The 20862-nt window shown below is 65.7% G+C and carries 19 protein-coding genes; 4 read left to right on the plus strand and 15 right to left on the minus strand.

Annotated features, from left to right (window positions below):
- Positions 1–34 precede the first annotated feature (34 nt).
- Entirely contained in the window at positions 35–838 is an 804-nt protein-coding gene (locus EFAMC1_RS01210; protein WP_154052554.1) for an amino acid ABC transporter ATP-binding protein, read from the plus strand.
- A gap of 451 nt (positions 839–1289) precedes the next feature.
- Here the strand turns inward: EFAMC1_RS01210 and EFAMC1_RS01215 are convergent, their stop codons facing one another.
- From EFAMC1_RS01215 to EFAMC1_RS01250, 8 genes are all read right to left on the minus strand, one after another.
- Positions 1290–2384, minus strand: a complete 1095-nt coding sequence (locus tag EFAMC1_RS01215; RefSeq protein WP_154052524.1) for a hypothetical protein — start codon at positions 2382–2384, stop codon at positions 1290–1292.
- A 528-nt stretch (positions 2385–2912) separates the two neighbouring features.
- Positions 2913–4379: an APC family permease gene (locus EFAMC1_RS01220; protein WP_261981704.1), complete on the minus strand. Its 1467-nt coding sequence runs from the start codon at positions 4377–4379 to the stop codon at positions 2913–2915.
- Between the two features lie 82 nt (positions 4380–4461).
- Positions 4462–5115 (minus strand): helix-turn-helix transcriptional regulator, encoded by a 654-nt coding sequence (locus tag EFAMC1_RS01225; protein ID WP_154052525.1) that lies wholly within the window; start codon positions 5113–5115, stop codon positions 4462–4464.
- Positions 5116–5385: 270 nt separating this feature from the next.
- Positions 5386–6408: an ATP-binding protein gene (locus EFAMC1_RS01230; protein WP_261981705.1), complete on the minus strand. Its 1023-nt coding sequence runs from the start codon at positions 6406–6408 to the stop codon at positions 5386–5388.
- An 83-nt stretch (positions 6409–6491) separates the two neighbouring features.
- Complete coding sequence (locus tag EFAMC1_RS01235) at positions 6492–7160, minus strand: response regulator transcription factor (RefSeq protein ID WP_154052527.1); 669 nt, start codon at positions 7158–7160, stop codon at positions 6492–6494.
- 40 nt (positions 7161–7200) lie between these two features.
- The gene (locus EFAMC1_RS01240) at positions 7201–7548 is read right to left on the minus strand and encodes a methyltransferase dimerization domain-containing protein (protein ID WP_154052528.1); all 348 of its coding nucleotides are present in this window, start codon (positions 7546–7548) and stop codon (positions 7201–7203) included.
- A gap of 491 nt (positions 7549–8039) precedes the next feature.
- Positions 8040–9665: a bifunctional phosphoribosylaminoimidazolecarboxamide formyltransferase/IMP cyclohydrolase gene (purH, locus tag EFAMC1_RS01245; protein WP_154052529.1), complete on the minus strand. Its 1626-nt coding sequence runs from the start codon at positions 9663–9665 to the stop codon at positions 8040–8042.
- Positions 9666–9785: 120 nt separating this feature from the next.
- Positions 9786–10286 carry a hypothetical protein gene (locus EFAMC1_RS01250; protein WP_154052530.1) on the minus strand — a complete coding sequence of 167 codons (501 nt, stop codon included), beginning with the start codon at positions 10284–10286 and terminating at the stop codon, positions 9786–9788.
- A 340-nt stretch (positions 10287–10626) separates the two neighbouring features.
- Here EFAMC1_RS01250 and EFAMC1_RS01255 point away from each other — a divergent pair, with 340 nt between their 5' ends.
- Positions 10627–11328, plus strand: a complete 702-nt coding sequence (locus EFAMC1_RS01255; RefSeq protein ID WP_154052531.1) for a GNAT family N-acetyltransferase — start codon at positions 10627–10629, stop codon at positions 11326–11328.
- A gap of 80 nt (positions 11329–11408) precedes the next feature.
- Here EFAMC1_RS01255 and EFAMC1_RS01260 read toward each other — a convergent pair whose 3' ends face one another.
- The 5 genes from EFAMC1_RS01260 to EFAMC1_RS01280 all read right to left on the minus strand — a co-directional run bounded on the left by EFAMC1_RS01260 (position 11409) and on the right by EFAMC1_RS01280 (position 16586).
- Positions 11409–11570: a hypothetical protein gene (locus EFAMC1_RS01260; RefSeq protein ID WP_187324479.1), complete on the minus strand. Its 162-nt coding sequence runs from the start codon at positions 11568–11570 to the stop codon at positions 11409–11411.
- Between the two features lie 254 nt (positions 11571–11824).
- Positions 11825–14437: a glycoside hydrolase family 38 C-terminal domain-containing protein gene (locus EFAMC1_RS01265; protein ID WP_154052532.1), complete on the minus strand. Its 2613-nt coding sequence runs from the start codon at positions 14435–14437 to the stop codon at positions 11825–11827.
- A gap of 214 nt (positions 14438–14651) precedes the next feature.
- Positions 14652–15704: a PTS fructose transporter subunit IIC gene (locus tag EFAMC1_RS01270; RefSeq protein WP_154052533.1), complete on the minus strand. Its 1053-nt coding sequence runs from the start codon at positions 15702–15704 to the stop codon at positions 14652–14654.
- Positions 15705–15752: 48 nt separating this feature from the next.
- On the minus strand, positions 15753–16061 hold the full coding sequence (locus EFAMC1_RS01275) for a PTS fructose transporter subunit IIB (protein WP_154052534.1): 309 nt from the start codon (positions 16059–16061) through the stop codon (positions 15753–15755).
- A gap of 72 nt (positions 16062–16133) precedes the next feature.
- Entirely contained in the window at positions 16134–16586 is a 453-nt protein-coding gene (locus EFAMC1_RS01280; RefSeq protein WP_187324480.1) for a PTS sugar transporter subunit IIA, read from the minus strand.
- Positions 16587–16989: 403 nt separating this feature from the next.
- Here EFAMC1_RS01280 and EFAMC1_RS01285 point away from each other — a divergent pair, with 403 nt between their 5' ends.
- On the plus strand, positions 16990–18966 hold the full coding sequence (locus tag EFAMC1_RS01285; RefSeq protein ID WP_187324481.1) for a BglG family transcription antiterminator: 1977 nt from the start codon (positions 16990–16992) through the stop codon (positions 18964–18966).
- A 191-nt stretch (positions 18967–19157) separates the two neighbouring features.
- Here the strand turns inward: EFAMC1_RS01285 and EFAMC1_RS01290 are convergent, their stop codons facing one another.
- On the minus strand, positions 19158–19580 hold the full coding sequence (locus EFAMC1_RS01290; RefSeq protein WP_154052537.1) for an Hsp20/alpha crystallin family protein: 423 nt from the start codon (positions 19578–19580) through the stop codon (positions 19158–19160).
- A gap of 379 nt (positions 19581–19959) precedes the next feature.
- On the opposite strand from EFAMC1_RS01290, the gene EFAMC1_RS01295 reads away from it, so the two are divergent.
- Entirely contained in the window at positions 19960–20514 is a 555-nt protein-coding gene (locus tag EFAMC1_RS01295) for a hypothetical protein (RefSeq protein ID WP_154052538.1), read from the plus strand.
- Positions 20515–20596: 82 nt separating this feature from the next.
- Here EFAMC1_RS01295 and EFAMC1_RS01300 read toward each other — a convergent pair whose 3' ends face one another.
- Entirely contained in the window at positions 20597–20854 is a 258-nt protein-coding gene (locus tag EFAMC1_RS01300; RefSeq protein ID WP_154052539.1) for a hypothetical protein, read from the minus strand.
- Positions 20855–20862 lie beyond the last annotated feature (8 nt).

The raw sequence follows: 20862 nt of genomic DNA on the forward strand, positions 1-20862 counted from the left end.
CACCGTCGCCTCCGCTGTCTCTGGTACGCCCGCCGTGGCCGTCGCCGCTGGTAGCGCGCCCGCAACCGACAGCACCTCCGCCACCGAGCCGCTCGTCCGCGTCGAGGGCCTGCGCAAGTCGTTCGGCAGCCACGAGGTGCTGCGCAACATCGACCTCGAGGTCATGCCCGGCGAGGTCGTGACCATCATCGGCGCGTCGGGATCGGGCAAGTCAACCCTCCTGCGCTGCATCAACCTGCTCGAGACACCCGACGCCGGCCATGTGTGGTTCCACGGGCAGGACCTCGCCGGCGCTCGCACCAACGTGAACGCCCTGCGCGAGCACATCGGCATGGTGTTCCAGGGCTTCAACCTGTTCAACAACATGAACGTGCTGGACAACTGCACGCTGGCACCCGTGACGCTCAAGAAGATGACCAAGGCGGAAGCCGAGGGGGTCGCCCTGCGCCACCTTTCCGAGGTGGGCATGGATGCGTTTGCCGAGGCCGACGTGAGCACGCTTTCGGGTGGCCAGAAGCAGCGCGTCGCCATCGCGCGGGCGCTCTGCATGAGCCCCGAGATCATGCTGTTTGACGAGCCGACGAGCGCGCTCGACCCCGAGATCGTGGGCGAGGTGCTCGAGGCGATGCGCCAGCTGGCGGCCGACGGCATGACGATGGTGGTGGTGACGCATGAGATGGCGTTCGCCAGGGGCGTGAGCGACCGCGTGGTTTTCATGGATCAGGGCGTGGTGCTGGAGCAGGGATCGCCCGCCGAGATCTTCGGCGCGCCCAAGCACGCCCGCACGCGCGAGTTCCTGAGCCGCTACCTCGACGACCGCGCCGGAGCCGGGGAGTAGCGAGGCAGCCTGGCACCGGGTCCCTTGAGCAGCTTGCACGCCAGGGAGCAGCGAGGCAGCCTGGCGCCGGGTCGTTCTCGACAGCATCGCCGCGGCCTAGTCATGCCCCGCTCGCTTCTCATCGTGCCAGGCCGCACCCCGCTTGGTCCTCATTTCGCGACCGGTCCGCGCCCCGCTTGATCCTCATTTCGCGACCAGTCCGCACTCCGCTTGATCCTCATTTCGCGACCGGTCCGCACTCGGTCTCTCCTCTTATTTCACAGCCACCACATTTTGGCGTCTTTGCTCCGAGCAAATGCGTCAAAACGTGGTGGCTGTCGTTGGTCTGGGCACAGCCCACACTGATTTACTTTTTTGCTTCGAGCAAATGCGCCAATCCGTGTGGGCTGTTTTCTCCTCGCCCGCTCGAGCCCTCTGCGAGCCCTCTCGACTTTCTGCTGTCCTCCGCCAGCTACCTGGGTCGCTCGAACCGCAGCCAGCCGTCGCGGATTACCGCGCCGTTTGGTGCCGGTATCCCGCCGTTCATCGCCGACATCTCGGACACCATGACCCGACCCGCATCACTGGCAGCAAGCGGCACGCCAAACGCATCGAGCCGGCGTGCCATCTCTGACTCGCTCACCACGTTCGCGAACGAGACACGAAGCACCCTCGCACCCATGGCGCTCACCAGCGACTCGCGCTGACGCTCGTCCCAGACGAGCCGTTCGACGCTTCGACCGCGCGTCATGCGCTCGTTCTCGCGCTTCTCCTGGCCGTCCACCTCGAGGATGACAACGGTCCCATCCGGCAGAATCCACATACCGTCGACCCGGAAGGGACTCTGCGGGTCAAGGACGTTCCGGACCCAAACCTGCAGCTTGGGCAGCACGTATCTCAGCTTGATGATCATCGCGCGAGCCATTGACTCGCCGCCACTCTCGGCCAGGGGATTGGCGTGCGCGGCAACCTTGAGCGTCCTGTCGATGCCGGTCAGGCCCCGACCCTCGTCGCGCAGGGACTCGATGAGACCAGCGGCATCCATGCCCAGCCGGCCGGCAAGCGCGTCCGCGATGACAAGACCCTCGCGCGCGTCGAGCGTCCTCATGACGTCGAGCGCCGTGGTGACCAACGGCGTCATGCGCACGCCGTCGAGGGTCTCGGTCTCGACTCCGCGCGCGTAATGGCGCCTGACGCCGGGAGCGCTGTTGCCGCGCGAGCCGGGCATATCGGCAACATGCAGCTCGTCGAGGTGACGGTGCGACACACGGAGGCCATGGAGGTGCGCGGCGCTCGCATGGCACATGACCCAACCCGGATGCCGCCTCGCCGCCCCGCGGATGACCATGGCGTGGCGCTCGCCCGGTGCGTGCTCGAGCGAATCCCAGAGCTCACGGTCGACGAACAGGCCGGGATGGGGCGAGACCACCGAGCCGCTGGCGACACGCCTCCGAAGGGCATCCTTAAGCTGACGATTGGTCGAAAACGCCGCCCGGCGGTCACGAGCCGCCTCGTCGAGAAGCTCGCGGATGGCAAGCTCGGTGTTTCTGCTGGGTCCCCTGACCATGTTGCCTCCCCCGCCGTGCCGTCGCCCCGTCGTGCGGGTAACTGGTTTCTCTCGCCCCTCCCTAAAAAAGAGAGGATTTCTAGTTTGGCAGGCATGCGCGCGGGCCTTTGCCACTCGCCGGCGAAACGGAAAACGCCGAGCAAGCTATTCGGCGAACGGTCGCTTGCACAGGACGAGCGATGCATCGCGGCCGGTCCACCGACGCATCGCGCATCGACCAAGGCCATCAGATGACAGCTGAACCCTATGTAAATACAGCCCACACGATTCGACGTATTTGCGGCAAGCAAATGCGTGTAAACGTGTGGGCTATTACAGGCCACGGCACAACCACCACAAATTGACGTATCTTCTCGACGCAAATACGCATATCTGTGGTGGCTGTCACGCACGTGGAAGCAGAAGCAAAACACGCTCGACAGACTCCACGGATTTACGTGTTTGCTCGGAGCAAATTTGTAAATCCGTGGTGGCCGCGTTGGGTCACGAAGCATAAAACGCAGAGAAGCCGGCGCCCGGCAAGCAGCACTATCGCTCGCTGTGGCGGCGCCAGATGAAAAGTGCGGCGAGAAGCACGAGGTAGACGGCGACGAATTCCCAGCGGCCGGGGGACATGAGCGCCGAGCCGCCCACGAACAGGGAGCCCACCGTGGCAAGCACGGGGGCAACCACGCCACGAAAGACGTCAACGCCCGCGGCGCCGTCCACCGAGCCCGCGGCCGCATCGGAACCGGAGCCAGCCGCAGCCGCGGCGACGCCCGTCTCGCCCGCGACCCGGCCGCGGCGCAGCGCCGGCTCGCGCACGAACAGCGCGCAGAGCAGCACCATGTTGAACGCCACGCTCACCTCGGAGATGTCGCCGTTGGGAATGAGGCCGCCCGTCGTCGCCACCACGTGCACGGCCATCCACGCGAGCGTCATCGCCGCGCCGGCCACGGCGCTCCACACCGGAAAGCCCACGCGCGGGCTCACGCGCGCCACACGCTCGGCAAACGGAAAGTCGCCACGCTGCGCCAGCGCGTAGGGCATGCGCAACATCGACAGCACCACGCCGTTGACACTGCCCATCACCGACACGAGCGCGATCACGTTGGGCAACATCGCCGCGCCGGGGCCAAAGAGGCTCGAGAAGAATAGCCCGAGCGACCCGTCGCCCGCCGACATCACCGTCTGCGGGCCCAGCACCGTCGAGAGGCCCACGAAATACGCGAGGTAGAGCGCGAGAACCACGAGCGGCGCCACCACGAGCGCGCGCGGGAGGTTGCGCCGGGAGTCGCGCAGCTCGGGCGCGATGCCCGTGGACATCGACCAGCCGTCGAACGAGAACGCAATGGGCGCCGCGGCGGCGAGCCAGGCAAGGCCGCCAACGCCCGAGGCAGACGCAGGGCCGGCCACAGCCTCGCCCGCGACCGTACCCGCCTCGCCCATCGCGCCGTACGCGATGCCCGCGACGCCCACCGCCACGAGCGGCAGCATCTTTACGAGGGTCGTCGCGTTCTGGAAGTAGCCGGAGAGCTTGGGCGCAAAGACGTTCCACAGCGAGCAGAGCAGGAAGAACACGAGGCCGAACACCATCTGCACGGCAAACGCGTTGCCCTCGCCGAACGCGCCGTCGAGGCCGAACACCATGCAGAAGTAGACGCCCACCACCCAGCTGAGCACCGCGCTGATCACCGGCAGGTACAGGATGGCAAAGTTCCAGTTGAACGCACGTGCGAGCGGCTTGGGCAGATACGTATCGGCGTAGGAGAGCAGCCCGCCCGCGGCCTCGCTGCGCGCCGCGTAGACGGAGAGCGTGAGGCCGCCGAACACGATGACGACGCTCGCGATGCAGAACATCGCGACGCCGAGCGCCACGCTACCGCCCGTCGCGATGAGCACGTTGTCGGCTTTGAAGTAGATGCCCGACCCGATGCAGATGCCGATGATCATGCAGAGCGCCGTCACGAGCGAGTAGCGCTTCTCGTGCATGGCGTCGGTTTGGTTTTCAACCACGTGGAGTCCCCTCGGTTGGTCAGCAGCTCATGACCTTACCACGCGGAGGAATGGGGCGAGTCGGGCGGCCACGAGGCGCCCCCTACTCGTCCGTGAGGTTGGAGGCGTCGATGTCGGCGTCGGCGATGCCATCAAGCGACGCCCGGTTGTATCCGGCCACGTTGATGCGTCCCCACATGAGAGAGCCGTACACGATGAGCCAGGTCGCCACGGCCCAGAGAGCGAGCATGGCCGCCCCGGCAGGGTCCTCGAGCGGGCCGGCGTTCGTCATCGCGGCCGCCACGAGCACGAGCAGCGGCACGGCGGAGAGACCGTCCCCACCGGAGATGATGCCGGGAATCACCGAGCCGCCCGCGTCCCCGATGCCGCCGCCCAGTGCCCAGTCCGCAAACGAGCTGGTCGCCACGGCGAGCACGAAGAGCGCCGCGCCCGTCGCGATGCGGAAGGCGAAGCGGCGCGCATGCTCGTCGTAGCCGCAGACGTCAGTGGGCGGGCCGGCGGGCACCTCGGGCGCGGCCACGTCCTCCTCGCGGGCGGTGAGGTCTCCGCTCACGAGGTCGTCGAGCGAGCAGTCGAAGATCTGGCAGAGCTTGAGCAGCTTGTCCATCTCGGGGCAGGCGCGCTCGGCCTCCCACTTGGTAACGCTCTGGCGGGAGACGCCCACCAGCATGGCGAGCTGCTCCTGGGTCATGTTGCGCGAGGCGCGGAGGTGCTGCAGGTTGTCGCGGAAGCTCATGGCTGCTCCTTTGGTTAGCTGGCAGAGGGGGCGTCGCTGCACCCCGGCCGTCGGCTGCATGTCGTCTGTCGGCACCTTGGAAGCTACGGTAGCACGAGGCCCCGCACCACCAACCGGAAGCTGCAATTTGCACTTTGTTAGAAAAACCGGAAGGCGCCTACTGGTGGCAAACCGCAGGTAGACGAAGTGGCGAGCCCAAACGCACCCAGCAGACCTTAATCGCCCGCAATTTGCGCGAAGCTCGCCCGCACGCCGTAGCTTCCGCTCGGCTTAGACGTCGAAGTAGTGCATCTTGTTGGTTGGGAAGCCAAGGGTGACGGCGAAGCCCTCGCCTTCGCAAGACTCGGCACGCACGGAGAGGCCCATCTTGGCGGCCAGCCGCGCCACAAGCCAGAGGCCCAGGCCCGTCGAGCGTTTGTGGTTCCGGCCGTTCTCACCCGTGAAGCCCCGCTCGAATACCCGCGGAAGGTCGGCCTCGCTCACGCCACAGCCATTGTCGCGCACCGTGAGCTCCACGCGTTCCTCGGCCAGCCCCTCGTCCACAAGACGGGCCTCAAAGGCCACGCATGGCCCACCCTCCGCATCCGGCCGCACATAGCGGGCGCTGTTCTGGAGCAGCTGGCCCAGCATGAAGACGAGCCACTTGTCATCCGTGAAGACCTCGAGGTCCAGGCCCTCGCCCAGGCGAGGGGCCACATGGGCCCCGATGAGCGGCGTTGCATTGGCCCTCACGGCCGCCGTCACCATGTCTCGCAGCGTGTGCCGGCGCACAAGGTAGTCGCGCTCCACCGTCTCGCTTCGCGCGTAGAACAGGGCCTGCTCCACATAGCCCTCGACCCGGGCAAGCTCGTCGCCCAGCGCGCGAAGCCGAGGCGCGCCGCCCACTGCCGCCGGGTCTGCCTCGAGGTTCTCCAACACAAGACGGGCTGCCGCGAGCGGGCTTTTTGCCTCGTGCACCCAGGTCTCCACGTAGGCGCGATAGTCCTCGACCTTACGACGACTTCGGGCAACCCCCTCGTTGGCCGAGCGCACTACGGCCGCAAGGGCGGCATAGGCAACGTCGCCCTCGGCAAAGCCGGGCTCCTCGACGAGGGTGGGAAGCAGACGCGGGTTGTCGAGGGTCTCGCACAGCCCGGCAAGCTCGTTCCAGAAGCGACGAGTGCGAAGGAAACCAAGGACGAGGGCCAGCGCAGCGGCACCTGCGACCATGAGGCAGACGAGGGCCGTAAGGTCTCGGCCCGCCGCAGTCACGCGCAGCACCAGAACCAGCAGCAGCTCAAGCAATGCGAGCACCAGGAGCGCTGTTGCGCGGGAACGCAGATAGGAACCAAGGGTGAGCCTCGGCGTGGCGCCGGGTTCGTGCCGCGTCTCCACCGCTACACCGAGTAGCCCTGGCCACGGTGCGTGACGAGATAGTCGCGCACACCAATCTTGGCGAGCGTACCGCGCAGCCGGTTGACGTTGACCGTGAGGGTGTTGTCGTCCACGAAGGCGTCCGAGGTCCACAGCTCGCGCATGAGGTCCTCGCGGCTCACGATGGTGCCCGCACGGCGCACGAGCAGGGCGAGGATGCGCAGCTCGTTCTTGGTGAGCTCGACGGTTTGGCCGTTAGCACTCGCCTGTGAGCGAGCAAGATCGAGCGACACGCCCGCATGCTCCAGGCTCGGGGAGGCCCCCGCCGCCACGCCCGCGCGCCTAAGCAGCGCGGATATGCGAGCGAGCAGCACCTGCGAGCTGTACGGCTTGGCCACGAAGTCATCGGCCCCCAGCGTCATGGCCACCACCTCGTCGGCCTCGGTGGTGCGGCTCGTGAGCACGATGATGGGAGCCTGTGATGTCGCGCGAATCTCGCGGCAGACCAGCTGGCCGTCGGTGGCCGGCAGCGTGAGGTCAAGCAGCACAAGGTCGGGCACGGCAGCGAGCGCGAGGGACGCCGCGCGCGAGAAGTCATCGCAGCAGGCAACCTCGTACCCATTGCGAGCCAGCAGCTCCCCCAGCTCCCGACGAATCGCCTCGTCGTCCTCAATCACATAGATGCGCGGCATTACATTCCTCGACCCCCTTCTTCGCCTTATTGAATCCGAACTAGAGCGGCTCATCACCGCTGCGGAGAATCTCCAGGTATGGTTCGTATGAGAACGTCCTGTAGCGCTTTCGATTTCCCTCCCGCTGCACCAATAGCCCAAGCTCAACGAGCATGGTAACCAGCGAATTGGCTCCGGACTTGCTTGCCCCAAGCTTTTGCGCGACAAAGGCCACGTCCACGATGGGGTTGCCCTCCAGCACATCGAGGAGCTTGAGCGCGTTTGTCGTAGCCCTTCCCGCCTCACCTCGGATTACCTTCTCGCTCTGCAAGTGTAGGCTGGCAAGACGCTCGAGCGAGTCCTTGGCATCGCGGGCACTCTCGTATAGGCAGCTCGCAAAGAACGACACCCATCCCTCAAAAAAGCCATTGACGCTCCATCCTAAGTACTTTTTAGAGCCTCAAATCGTTCTTAGAATTCTAGTTGCCTCTCTAAGACCACGTTAGCGTTCTTAGCCGCATCGCAAAATACCTAAGAACTTATTAGGCTCATAATTCGTTCTTTAAATTTCTCGTACACGTCGACCAAGGACATGGGCCAACCACAAAGAAAGGACCCAGCGCGAGAGCCAGGCCCATAGGTCGCAAAATGTATGCCCATCATTCCCGAAAGCCGAGCGCTGTGTACAAAGGTGCGCAAGCGAAGGCTTGAGGGGCAAGATGCCCGCTCCAGCAAAGCCCGCCGGGTTTCCCTGGCGCCAAGGACTGAGCGGCAGCGTGCAGTATCGGGAAAGGACCCGGGTTCTTGAGGCGGAGCAGGTTGCCCCGAAGGTCGAGCGCCGCGTACGTAAGGTACGCAAGCGAAGGCCTGAGGGGCAAGATGCCCGCCTCAGGAAGCCGGCTAGTGGCGGAAGTGGCGGGAGCCGGTAAACACCATCGCAATGCCATGCTCGTCGCAGGCCTCGATGGACTCATCATCGCGCTTGGAGCCACCGGGCTGGATGATGCAGGTCACGCCGTGCTCTGCCAGCACGTCCACGTTGTCGCGGAACGGGAAGAACGCGTCACTCGCGCAGGCGAAGCTGCCCCTCTCCACGCCCTCGCGCTCGCAGTAGTCCTCGGCGCGCTCGCAGGCGAGGAGTGCCGAGTCCACGCGGTTGGGCTGACCGGGACCCATGCCAATGCCGGCCCTGCCACGGCTAATCAGAATGGCGTTGGACTTCACGCCCTTGCAGACCTTCCAGGCAAAGAGCAGCTCGGCCATCTCGTCGTCCGTGGGCTTGCGCTTGGTGGGCACAGCAAAGGTTGCGGGATCCTCCTCGACGCGGTCCACGTGCTGCACGAGCACGCCGCCGTCGATGGAGCGCATCTCAAGCTCGGGCGTCTTGCCCACGCCGCCCGTGGCGAGCACGCGCAGGTTGGGGCGCTTGGCCATGCGGGCCTTGGCGTCCTCGGAAAAGCCCGGCGCGATGATGACCTCCACGAACTGCTTGTTCTCGTCGGTAAAGTGCTCGACGAGCTCGTAGGGTACCTCGCGGTTGCAGGCGATGATGCCGCCGAACGCGCTCTTGGGGTCGCAGGCGAAGGCGCGGTCGTAGGCGGAGGTGATGTCCTCGGCCACGGCGGAGCCGCAGGGGTTCTGGTGCTTGAGAATCACGCACGCCGGCTCGTCGAACTCGCGCACGAGATTCCAGGCGGCATCCGCATCCAGGTAGTTGTTGTACGAAAGCGGCTTGCCCTGAATCTGCTCGGCGCCCACGAGCGGATGCTCGGAGCTGCCAAGCTCGGCAAACTCGTCGGCGAAGCGGTAGACGGCGGCCGCCTGCTGCGGATTCTCGCCGTAGCGCAGGTCGTCGGCCTTCTCGAGCCACACGCCAAACTCGTCGGGAAGGTCGCTCTCGGCCTCGGCGTCGCCCTCCTCGGCATCGAGCTGGTCCGCAAGCCAGGTGGCGATGGCAGTGTCGTAGAGCGCGGTGGTCTCGTAGACCTTGAGCTGCAGCTCGCGACGGGTGGCGAGCGTGGTGGCGCCATTGTGGGAACGCATCTCGTCGAGGATGCCGTCGTAGTCCTCCGGGTCAACCACCACGGTCACGCTCGCGGCGTTCTTGGCGGCGGAGCGCAGCATGGAGGGACCGCCGATGTCGATGTTCTCGATGGCGTCCGCGTACGTGACGTCGGGCTTGGCAACGGTCTTCTCGAACTCATAGAGGTTGACGACCACGAGGTCGATCATGCCGATGCCGTGCTCGGCCGCCTCGGCCATGTGCTTGGGGTCGTCGCGGCGGGCGAGCAGGCCGCCGTGCACCTTGGGGTGCAGCGTCTTGACGCGGCCGTCCATCATCTCGGGAAAGCCCGTGTACTGCTCGATGGGCACCACCTTCACACCGGCCTCGGACAGCACGCGCGCCGTGCCGCCGGTCGAGATGACCTCGACGCCAAACTCGTCCTCCAGCGCCTTCACGAACTCGACGACACCGGTCTTGTCCGTGACCGAGACGAGCGCGCGCTTGATGGGACAATCTGCCATGGAACCTCCTCGAATGATGCCTGTACCTGCGGAAGCGGCCTCCGACTGGAGCGACGCGAGCGGATTGTTCGCCCAGGCCTGGGCCCGCCGCGCGCACGGCCGGTTTGAACTCCCGGCCATCTATTGTGGCGCATCTGCGACGGATTGTGGTCGCCGCGCCGTATTGGCGCTCCTCTGGCGAAAGACGGGTCCGTCCGGGTGAGACGGGGCACGTCCCGAGAGTGCGTAAGCTACGCCTGGCGCAGGCTGCTCGGCCGGGAAGACGATACCCGCCTGGCGGCGGACCTCGTCGGTCACGTACAGTGCGTCGAGCGACGCCCGCTGCCAACGGTCCAGCTCGTCGGGCGGGGCGCCCACCTCGCAAGCCTCGGCCACAAGGCGCGCGAAGTCGGCCACCTCGTAGACCATATCGTTCTCGCAGACGTCAAACGCAAGCTCCTCGACCCGGTCGCCCACGCTCGCCGCCGCGCCGGCACCCGCGTTGCGCACCGCCGTCCCGCGCCAAGTCACGCGCCCAGACGTGGGGTTGCTCATGGGATCGAACACGATGGTCGCGGCCTCACCCTCGATCTCGCTCGCGAGGTCGTCGCGCGATATCTTGGACCACCCAAAGTCGACCATAGTCTCCCCTTTCGTCGGGCGCCCACAGGCAAGGAATTGGCTGGTCGGACCTCGGGGCAATGCCGGATCCGACGGCGATACTGCCCGCGTCATGCGAGCGCAGAGATTCACCCTGCATCATACGTTTCGGACAGGGCGAGACCGGCGGCATGTGCCGAGCGCGCCGCCAAGAGGAGCAACGGAGGCCGGCGGGCAGGCCGAGAAGACCCGGCCGGCAGGTACGGACTCCAGCTTCCAGCCGGCCACTCGTGACCAGGCGCGCGACGCTCACGGAATGCGGCCCAACGCCGCAGCTGTCCAAAGCTATGCTTAGAGACACGACACGAACAGGGAGGACCCCATGGGCACGGGCGACGACATCAGCTTCGGGCGCGTCAAAAGCGACGACTTCGACGACATCGTGGGGCTTGCGGCCGAGGCTTGGTATTCGCCCGAGGGCTGCGGCGACCTGAGCGCCGATGCGTTCTCGGACGCGGAGCTGAGCGACGACGAGCGAGCCCGCATCGCGCGACTCATGGCAACGGACGAGACGGCCACCTACCTTGCCGACATGACATGGGGCTGCAAGGCCATGCTCGGCGGACGCACGGTTGGCGTCATCGTCGCCCACGGCACGCACGACGACCCCGAGGCTCGCGAGCGTTGGCGGCACATGGGGCTCAAGGCGCGCGCCGAGGCCGCGGCAGCCGTGGCCAGGCTGCGCGAGAGCGAGGAGCACGGGAGCGAGCCCAGCGAGCCCGTCTACCTCGACGAGATTCGCGCGACGGATGAGATGCGCGCGGAGGCAGGCCTTGAGGGCCAGCCGCGCGTGCTGTTGCTGGTGATTGGGGCGGCGGCGCGCGGGCACGGGCTTGGCAAGCGCCTGCTCGACCAAGCTCGGGCGCATTTCCGCAGGCACGGAGCCACGCGCTACTGGCTCGTCACCGACACCGACTGCGACTGGCCCTTCTACGAGCACCTGGGCCTCGTGCGCCTTGTCGAGCGGCCCGGCACCGTTCCGGGGGCGCCGGAGCGCTACTTCGTGTATGGGGGCAAGGCGTAGCTGTTGTGTGCCATGACGTTGTTTACACCGTAAATCCGTGACATCGGGGGCAGGCCCCCGCAGGCGCCGTGCGGCCTGTCTCAATTGCAGTGGTCGACGAAGGCCTCGAGGGCGTCCGCCCTCGAGGCCTCGCCGTCCCAGGCCCGGGCGTACTGCCACTCGCGCGCGAGCGTCTGGCTCATCCTCTCGACCATGCGCCCGCCCCCCCTGGGCATGAGCCTTGCGTTAGGATGCTGGGACATGGGAGGGCCCCTCTCGACGCTGCAGACCTAGACAATCCACAGCTTCGCGGGACCCTCCCTGTTTGTCACGCTCCGGGCGTAAACAACCTGTTGTCACTGAACAGCTAGACCCTCGTTCCGTCCCGGCGCGAAGCGCAAATCGCCGCTCGGTCGCCCACAAAGATGCCGATGCCGGGACGCTGGCAAAACGACTGTGGCACCCCGGCAACCAGAACCACCGGGACACCACAAGACCCAGCTGAGAGAAACACCGGCTAGCTCAAGGATATCAGCAGCGTGACGTAGTCGTACGCCCCAATGGCGTCGACCGGCTCCACCGCGTCCTCCACAGCATTCACCTGTGTAGCACCCGCGGGCAGCTCCGCCGGAAGCGGCACCGAGCGCGCCGTCGGGTTCGCCAGTCGCACCACAAATGCGTCGTCGCGGGTCAGAGACGGCATGAGCGCAGAAACGAGCAGCCCGTCCGGCAGGCTCGCCACCGACGCCTCGCGCGAGAGCCTGGGCGGGTACTGCGCCGGCCAAATCTTGTTGTCGAGCCGGTTGATGAAGAGGTTGAGCCCCTGACGCTGGTACGAGACGGACGGCGAGCGGCGCGCCCGCGTCACCTCGGCGACGCGCAGCTCGTCGGCGGAGCCTCCGTCAACCGAGATCGCAAAGCTCACCTCGTGCCTGCCCAGCTCCTGCGCAAGCGGCGTCGGCATCATGACGTGTCCCTCGGTCGTGGTGTCGCCCGAGGCGCGCCCGGGCCGCCACTCGAGGTTGGCCTTGCCGAGCTGCCCCGTTGTCGCGAGCAACGTCACGAAGAGCCCCGACCCGTCGCACTCGTACTCCTTGACGCCGTCGGCATAGAACGTGAGCACATACCCGTCGCCCTCGACCGAGACGCTGCCGTCAAAGGTCTCAATGGGCGCTGGCTTCTCCTCGTAGCGCGAGGTCCAGTCGGCGGGTGCCTCGACACGCTCGCGGCGGAGGAACCCGCCCTGGATCTGTGCCACGGACGCGCCGTCGCCTGCGCCAGTCTCGACGCGCAGGCGCATGCGGTGCGAGAGCACCTTGTTGTCGATCTCGACGGAGCCCTCGACGCGACTGCCCTCGCTCAGCCTGAGCCGCACCACGTATGCCACCTCGCCCGTCTTGTCAGGCTCGTCCGCGAGGCGGCCGGCGAGGTCGTAGGGCAGCTCGGCCGAGCCACTCACCACAAGCTCCTGGACGCCCGATGCCGTCCTGACCTCGCACGTATCGAAGGGCAGCGTCCGCTCCCGCTCACCGGGGAGTGGCGAGAAGTCATACGTGTCACCGTCGTTGCCACAGTCGACGAGCTCAACCGCGCGCTCGAACACGCAGCCACCCGGTGCCTCAAGCCTCACGGCGCCATCTGCGAACGAGACCGTGTAGCCATCCCGCGAGATGGATGAACCGGCGCGCACCTCGTACTCCTCGGCCGCGGCCTCGCCCTCTCGCATCTCCACGACGGTATAACCAAGCGCCGGCAGCGATACGCGAATACGCACGTCAAGCTCGTAGTACGCTGGCTCGGTCACGACCTCGTCACCCACCGCACCGTGACGCACCGCCCCCTCGCGGGCCGGGTAGTAACGCTCGTTCTCGATCACCGCGTACGGCGAGCCGAAAAATGACACGTCCTTGCTGCGAGACACCACGTGCACAACCTTCTCGCCCTCGAAGGACACAGGCTCGGTGTTGAATACGAGAATCTCGTTGGGCCCCAGGCCAAGGGCATCGGCAATGCGCTTTCCGACGAGGTTCTCGATGCCGTCGGAAATCTCGGCAATCTCCTTGAGGCGGTGCATAATGTCCTCGGCCACGTTGTCGGAAACGCAGCCGCCCATGCTGTCGTGCGCCTGGTTCTCGAAGAGCTTCTTCCACGCTCTCAGCAGCACCCCGTTCGAGACGCGCACGCCGCAGGCACGCGCAATCACCAGCAGCGGCTCGACGCAGTCAACGAGCTGCCGCTCGAGGCGTGTGTCCTCCTGCTTCATCTGCGTGCGCGCCGAGCCGATGCTCCTGTGCACGCGTGCGTAGACCGGCTCGCGCAGCTCGCCCTGGTACTCCGGCAGTCCCTCCTTGTGACGCAGCAACTCCATGAACTCGGGATAGCTCGACACCCTGCACTCGTACTTGCTCGTCTCGTTGTACCTGTCGACGATCTTGTCGAAGTCGAGCAGCATGCTCTTCTGGTCGATACCGGCCGGCATGAGGATGTCCTCGTCGCCGTGGGGACTCGCGAGAAACTCAATCTCGGGGTCAAGGCGTCTCTCGACGAAGTCGGGAATACGGTCGAGCGCGCCCACCTGCATCATGCCCGAGAGATAGCCGTGCGGGAAGTACGCCACGTTGACGCTCCTGCCGCTGAGCCCCTTCCAGGAGAAGTAGGGCGAGGGTACCTGCGTCTCATAGTTGATGCCGCGCCATGCTATGAAGCTGTCGATACCCACCTGGCGAAGAAGCGTCGGCATCTGGGCGTTGAAGCCAAAGGTGTCGGGCGTGTAGCCGACCATCATCGGCTCGCCGTAGCCCCGACGCGTCTCGAGGATGCCCACCTCGAGGTTGCGCAGCAGCGACTCCGCGCCCGGCAGCAGGCAGTCGGACTGCGTGTACCACGGCCCCACCTGCAGCCGGCCCTCGGCCATGAGCCGCTTGATGACAGGCAGTCGGTCGGGGTTCAGGGCGACGTACTCGTCCACGACGGAGAGCTGTCCGTCGAGGCAGAACGTGACGTTGGGGTTGCGCTCCAGTTCGTCGAGCGCCTCGGTGAAGACCTGGTCGCTGAGCACCTGGGCATCTTCGGTGGTGAAGTACCACTCGCGATCCCAGTGCGTATGCTGGACGATGAAGGCTCTTGTCATGTCGCTTCCTTTGATCGATCGGGAGCCGAGGCCCCCGGTGCGCTGCGAAAGGCGCCCGCGTCCGTCACCGGGCTCGGGCGCCTTGTCACGGCGTTGCCATTCTGGGGAGGGACCTGGCCACGCGGCAGACGCGAGGCGGGGTGCCACCTTCACTCAGCCCCGGGTCATCGACTGGCTCCGTGCCAGGTCCGCCCCGCCGGCCCCGCCTCGCTCGCTAGGCCTTGGCCTCGCCGGCGTGTTCCTTCTTGTACTTGATCATCTTGAGCGCGTTGACCATGAGGGCGCCCACGAAGCCACCAGCCACGATGGCAACGATGTAGAGCAGTGGGTTCGACGCGAACGGGATGGCCATGTAGGTGGCAAGCGCGGTCTGCTGGGACACGCCGAAGGAGCCCGCGATGGCGCCGGAGACCGCAGTCCCGACCATGATGCTGGGGATGACGCGGACGGGGTCGGCAACCGCGAAGGGAATAGTGCCCTCGGTGATACCCACGGCGCCCATGATGATGGCCGTCTTGCCGGCGTCACGCTCGGCGTCAGAGTAGAGCTGCTTGCTGCGGTCGAGCAGGGTCGCGAGGAACATGATGGTCGGGGGCAGGCCGATGCCAAGCAGCATGAGCGTGGAGGGCAGGTACTGGCCGCTCGTGAACGCCGCCATGCCGAAGGCGAAGGCAACCTTGTTGACGGGGCCACCCATGTCGAACGCCATCATCGCGCCGAGAATCGCGCCGAGCAAGGCCGCGTTGGCGCCGGACATGCCGGATAGCCACGCCGTGATGGCGTTGGTGGCAACCTGGATGGGCACGCCAAGTACGTACCAGAAGCCGAGGCCCACGGCCGCCGTCGCGACAAACGGGATGAGCAGCAGCGACTTCACCGTCGTGAGGTTGACGGGCATCGGAATCTTCTTGAGCGCCTGGACCAGGTAGCCGACGCAGACGCCGCAGATCATGCCGCCGAGGAACCCGGTTCCCATCTGGTTGGCGACGATGCCGGTGATGAAGGCCGGCGCAAGGCCGGGACGGTCGGCAATGGAGTAGGACACGTACGCGGCGATCATCGGGCAGATGAACTGGAGGCCGGTCTGGCCGATCAGGCGCAGAACGCCCCAGAACGTGTCGGTCTGGTTCCAGACGTCGGCCCCGCCGGCGATGACAGCAATGGAGGTGAGGAGGCCGGCGGCGGTGACGAGCGGGATCATGTACGAGACGCCGCTCTGGAAGTGCCCGACGAGCTCCTTCCCGAACGACTTCTTCTTTGTGCTCATGGCGAGTCCCTTCGTTGGGCTTGGTGCGATGGCAGGATGGGAGAGCCGCTACTTGGCGAGCTCAAACGCCTGGTCAATCATGCTGTCGGCGTCACGGATAACGTCCTCGGTGCCAATCTCGAGGACCTTCTTGCCCTCGAAGCGGTCGCGGTCGGTCACGGACGTGTCGATGGCAAAGACCACGATGTCGGCCTCGTCGATCTCGTCCTGGGAGAGACGATCTTCGATGCCCATGGCGCCCTGGGTCTCCACGTGTATCTCGGCTCCACGCGCCTCCGCGGCTTTCTCGAGGGCGGACTTTGCCATGTACGTGTGGGCAATGCCGGCGATGCAGGCGGATACTGCGACGATCTTCATTTCCACTCCTATCGTTGGTCGAGACGTGCTACGTAGATCCGGGACGCGGCCTTGGCCCCGGGCGATGCCGTGCTAGGCGATGCTCTGCGCGATGTATTCGCAGATCTCGTCGGGGTCGGTGCTCGCAGTGATGTGCGACTTGAACTCCTTGTCGAGTAGGTGCATCGCAAGCTTGGAGATGAGACGCAGGTGCGTACTGCCGCCGTCGGACTCGGGCACGAGTAGGGCGAACACGCAGCGGACGTCACCGCCGTCGAGCGTCTCCCACGCGATCGGGTCGACGGTGCGGACGAAGATGACGGAGGGCTCGAACACGTGCGGACTCTTCGAGTGCGGGATAGCGAAGCCGTCCTGGAGTCCCGTCGAGGTCTCGCCCTCGCGCTTGTACAGGTCGGCGAGCAGGTTCTCCGCGGTGTCGCAGATGCCCAGGGCCACCGCCTTCTCGGACACGAAGCGAAGCACGGCATCCTTGTCAGCGAGCGGAACGTCCAGGAAGACCCGGCTCCCGTCGATGAACTTGTCCATAGGTGACTCCCAGCATGGCGTTGCAGTTTCCCTGGCACGTACACCGGAATTCGGAGGCCTTCTCGCGCAGCTCGCGGCTCCTTGGGCTCCCCGCGAAGTCCTTGTTCGGCGCAGCCCGCAGCCTCTGGCCACCGCCCCGCCTCGCGTGGTCCACAGCCCCCAGCCGCCGCTCCGCCTCCCAGCAAAACGAATACTAGGCGCCCAACAATGGAAACCCCCTACGACGCCCTTCCAACAAACGTGGAAACGAGGGCGGCACCTCACCTCAGGCGTTTCCGGAAAAAGTGGAAGTGGAAGCGAGTAGCCCTCAGCTCCATTTCCGCAATTTCCGGAAATCAACTGGCGGCCCAAAGCTATGGCCCTCCGATGGGGCTGCGCTAGAATTCCGCCGCAGGGAGGTAGCATGTTCAACTTCGCTCGTCTCGATAACGAGTTCCGGGTCATCAGAAACTCGACGTTCACGCCGGCGAGCAAGCTCGCCACCCTCTATGGCGTGACCGAGCGCACCATCAGAAGCGACATCCAGTCGATCAACCGCACACTCGCGGAGCATGGCGCCGAGGTTGTCCTCAAGCGCAAGGCTGGCTACTACCTCGACGTCACGAACGCCGCCTCCTTCAACGCGTTCTGGTCCGCGCCCAACGCCGGAGACGAGGCAGGGCTCGACCTCACGACGGCCAACAACCGCATCCGCGTCGTCATAAAGGCACTGTTCGACAGCGACGACTACATCCGCCACGCCGACATCGCCCAGATCGCCCTCGTGGGCGAGAGCACGACGCAGAGCTACCTTCGCCGCATCAAGACCATCTTTGACCGCTACGACCTCGAGTGCGTAACGCACCGCTCCCGCGGCGTGCGCGCCTTTGGCACGGAGGCCAACAAGCGTGCCTGCTATTTCAGCGAGGTCATTGCCGCACACGGCGATGACCTGCTCTCGGGATTCTCGCAGGAGGACCATCGCCTGTTCTGCGGGCTTGACCTTGGCCGCCTCGAGTGCCGCGTCATTCGCGCGCTCTCCAACGAGGGCGTCATCGCCGCCGACGTCGGACTCACCAACCTCGTGCTCAGCGTGGCGCTCATGGTCAAGCGCATCCGCGAGCAGCACCCCATCGACGCCGGCTGGACGTTGCGCATCCCGGACGACTGCGCCGAGGCCGTGGTCGCCGTGGCGCAGACGCTCGAGGACGTCACGGGGACCAAGCTCAGCGAGTCCGAGCGCGAGTGGCTTTACCTACAGCTTCTCACCTTCACCGACCTGGGGAGCGGCACCATCGACACAAGCCAGCTCAACCTCATCATCGACCGGCTGCTCGCAAGCGTCCGGGACAACTACGGCTTCGACTTCCGCGATGACTACCGCCTGCGTACAGGGTTGCTCGAGCACCTCAAGTCGACGTTTAAGAGCTCCGGGCTTAGCCACGAACGGCAGAATCCGCTCACGAGCACGATCAAGCGCTCGTTCCCGCTCGCGTTCGAGATTTCTCTCGTGAGCACGAGCGAGGCGCTGAGCGGTATGCCGAGGGCCCTCAATGAGGGTGACATCAGCTACATCGCGCTGCACATCGGAGCCGCCATCGAGCGCAAGCGCTCGCGCCTGCTGAGCAAGCGCCGCATCATCGTGGTCTGCGACGCCGGACGCGCCGCCCTGGCCGTGCTGGTGGCGAGGATCAGCACCCTGTTCTCGGACCGTCTCAAGGAGCTCGCCGCCGTGTCCAAGCAGGAGTTCTCCCAGCTCTCCGACGAGCAGAAGAGCCGAGCAGACCTCATCATCGCCACGACCTCGCACATCGAGTGCGCCTCTCCGACCATCACGGTCGACTTCCGCCTGCTCGAGGAGGACGTCCAGGCCATCTCGCACTGGCTCGAGACCGCAAGCACCCTGCGCGGCCACCAACTCGATCGCTACTTTGCCGCCAACTCGTTCTTCGTCGTGGACAAGCCCACCACCAAGCGCGAGATGCTCGAGCTCATGTGCGACCAACTCGTGAAGGCAGGTCTCACCGACAAGAACCTGCTCGACCTGGTGCTTGAGCGCGAGGGGCTTTCGAACACCTCGATCAGCGAGCGCATGGCGATACCCCACCCCATGCGGCTGTGCTCGCGCGAGACGCGGGTGGCCGTGGCCATCCTGCGTCACCCCGTCAGTTGGAGGGACGGAACCTCGGAGGGCGAGGGCGCACATGCGGGAGGCGATTCGGAGAGTAGCCGCGTGCAGCTCGTCTTCCTGCTCTCAATGAAGCCGCAGTCCGCGTCCGAGATCTCGCAACTCTACGACGTGCTCGTGCAGGTCGCGGGCGACTCCGACGCGCAGTCCGAACTCATCCAGGCGCAGTCGTTCGAGGAGTTCATGGACGCGCTCGAGCGCGTCGGGGCGTGACCGACGCCTTGAGGTGGCGTTGCGGGAGTGGCTCCGAGCCAGGACTCCCGGACCGGCGCGAGACGTAAATCGCCATCTGCCCAGCCCATTGTGCCGCGCCTCAAACGCAAAAAGCGAGCCTCCGCTTTCGCGACGACCCGCTCGCTTGCCCATGCCCCAGAAGCCAGAAACCGCAGCCTCTCGGCAGACAGCTAGTCGATGGAGACCTTGGTGACGTTGGCGTTCTGATCCTGCTTGGGCACGTTCACCGTCAGAATGCCGTCGGCCAGCTTGGCGCTCAGGCCCGTGGTGGCCGCGTCCTTCAGGAAGACACCACGCGTGCAGCTGTACTCGCCGGTCTCCTTCTGCAGGTAGTTCTTGGCCTTCTCCTCATCGGAGTCCTTCTTGTCGACCGTGATCGACAGGCGACCCTCGTTGAGCTCGACGTCAATCTGGTCGCGCTTGACGCCCGGCACGTGCGCCGACACGACGTACTTATCGCCGGCGTCCTCGACGTCCATCTTGAAGTCAGCCGGCGTGCTCACCGGAGCGAGCCAATCGCCAAGAACGTCATCGAACGGGAAAACGGAACGACCGAGCCTGTTGTAACGATCATAGGGAAGAATGCTTGCCATCGTTATCAACTCCTTGAATCTTGCGGGCACCTCGTGGACCCAGCGCCCCTTTGTCACTGGTGAATGTTCCCGGGGCGGCAATCTTTAATCACTCGACGCAAGATTTCTCAGTCTTTTTTGGATAGGAAATCTATGTGGTTCGACTTAGGTTTTGAAGAGGAGGGAGCGCCTGGTGAGGGCGGAGAAAACGCCGGATGAGGCCAAAGGAGGCCCCGAGCGAAGCCGCTCGACAGCAGCGGCTACGGCAAGCATTCTTTCAACGAGGTAGTCGGGGCGTGCAGCTCAGCATCAGGGCCGCGTAAAATGGACAGGTAACCCCTCGAACGTCCGACATGCGGGGTACACTGGGCGTATATGGCTCACGGATGGGAGAGATGGCATGGCAGGCGTCACGGACAGCAGGGTCGACGCGGAACTACCCGCTGACCAGGCAGCGAATCCCGAGGAGCCCCCTCGCAACGCGGCATTCCAGCCCGATTTGTCCCGTGATGCCGCCTACCAGCCGGAGCGCCCGTACGACGTGAACCCCCGCGAGGCTCCGCGCGAGGATGCCGCCCAGCCCGCACCTGCTCCCCGTCGCGCCGCCCACGCGAGCGGCCGCCCCGCCTACGTTCACGAGCCGCGCCACCATCGCACGCAGCCGCCCGTGAACGACGTCCAGGCAGACGACACGTTCGAGCACCAATACGCGCACGACTCCTCGTACACGCTGTCAAGCCGCAGCCCCATCAGCCGCGGTGCCTACCGCCGCGCCCGCTCGAGCGAGACCAAGATCCGCCAGGAGCTCAAGTATGGCCAGTACCTCTCCGTGCCCAAGGGCAACCGCGAGATCTTCGCGTCGCACGATCGCACGCGCAGGAATCGCCTGCTTGTGGTGTGTGCCGTGGTGGTGGTCATCGCCATCGTGGCGCTTATCGTGCTCTGGCCCAAGTAGGGCGAAGCGGCCGAGAGCCACCCTGCGGATTGCCCGCACCAGGCAAACGGAGCCGGCAGACCGACCCGGCGACTAACGCCAGCTAGGCCCAGGGGTCGCGCTCGAAGAGGGGCTCGGCGGCAGGCCGGCGGTCCGAGTAGGGGTCGTAGCCGTCATCGTCCTCGTTCTCCGCACGGATGCAGGGGTCGGTTGGCCGAGCGGGGTTTGCGGGGCTTGCGGGGCGAGCAGAATCCGCCGGCACCACAGGCCTGGCCGGCCGCCTAGACGCCACAGCCCCCGCCGTCTGCGAGGAGCCCGCGGCCCGTGCGTCACGCGCCACGCCCTCGGTCTTCCCCTCCATGTCGCTCT

It is taken from the genome of Olsenella uli, assembly GCF_901212675.1.
In the GTDB taxonomy this organism is placed as follows: Bacteria; Actinomycetota; Coriobacteriia; order Coriobacteriales; family Atopobiaceae; genus Parolsenella; species Parolsenella uli_B.

Excerpts from the sequence above, each read along its gene's own strand:
- EFAMC1_RS01215 (WP_154052524.1), bottom strand. The coding sequence starts at position 2,384 with ATGGTCAGGGGACCCAGCAGAAACACCGAGCTTGCCATCCGCGAGCTT.
- EFAMC1_RS01225 (WP_154052525.1), bottom strand. The coding sequence starts at position 5,115 with ATGAGCTTCCGCGACAACCTGCAGCACCTCCGCGCCTCGCGCAACATG.
- EFAMC1_RS01235 (WP_154052527.1), bottom strand. The coding sequence starts at position 7,160 with ATGCCGCGCATCTATGTGATTGAGGACGACGAGGCGATTCGTCGGGAG.
- purH (WP_154052529.1), bottom strand. The coding sequence starts at position 9,665 with ATGGCAGATTGTCCCATCAAGCGCGCGCTCGTCTCGGTCACGGACAAG.
- EFAMC1_RS01250 (WP_154052530.1), bottom strand. The coding sequence starts at position 10,286 with ATGGTCGACTTTGGGTGGTCCAAGATATCGCGCGACGACCTCGCGAGC.
- EFAMC1_RS01255 (WP_154052531.1), top strand. The coding sequence starts at position 10,627 with ATGGGCACGGGCGACGACATCAGCTTCGGGCGCGTCAAAAGCGACGAC.
- EFAMC1_RS01260 (WP_187324479.1), bottom strand. The coding sequence starts at position 11,570 with ATGTCCCAGCATCCTAACGCAAGGCTCATGCCCAGGGGGGGCGGGCGC.
- EFAMC1_RS01265 (WP_154052532.1), bottom strand. The coding sequence starts at position 14,437 with ATGACAAGAGCCTTCATCGTCCAGCATACGCACTGGGATCGCGAGTGG.
- EFAMC1_RS01270 (WP_154052533.1), bottom strand. The coding sequence starts at position 15,704 with ATGAGCACAAAGAAGAAGTCGTTCGGGAAGGAGCTCGTCGGGCACTTC.
- EFAMC1_RS01275 (WP_154052534.1), bottom strand. The coding sequence starts at position 16,061 with ATGAAGATCGTCGCAGTATCCGCCTGCATCGCCGGCATTGCCCACACG.
- EFAMC1_RS01280 (WP_187324480.1), bottom strand. The coding sequence starts at position 16,586 with ATGGACAAGTTCATCGACGGGAGCCGGGTCTTCCTGGACGTTCCGCTC.
- EFAMC1_RS01285 (WP_187324481.1), top strand. The coding sequence starts at position 16,990 with ATGTTCAACTTCGCTCGTCTCGATAACGAGTTCCGGGTCATCAGAAAC.
- EFAMC1_RS01290 (WP_154052537.1), bottom strand. The coding sequence starts at position 19,580 with ATGGCAAGCATTCTTCCCTATGATCGTTACAACAGGCTCGGTCGTTCC.
- EFAMC1_RS01295 (WP_154052538.1), top strand. The coding sequence starts at position 19,960 with ATGGCAGGCGTCACGGACAGCAGGGTCGACGCGGAACTACCCGCTGAC.
- EFAMC1_RS01300 (WP_154052539.1), bottom strand. The coding sequence starts at position 20,854 with ATGGAGGGGAAGACCGAGGGCGTGGCGCGTGACGCACGGGCCGCGGGC.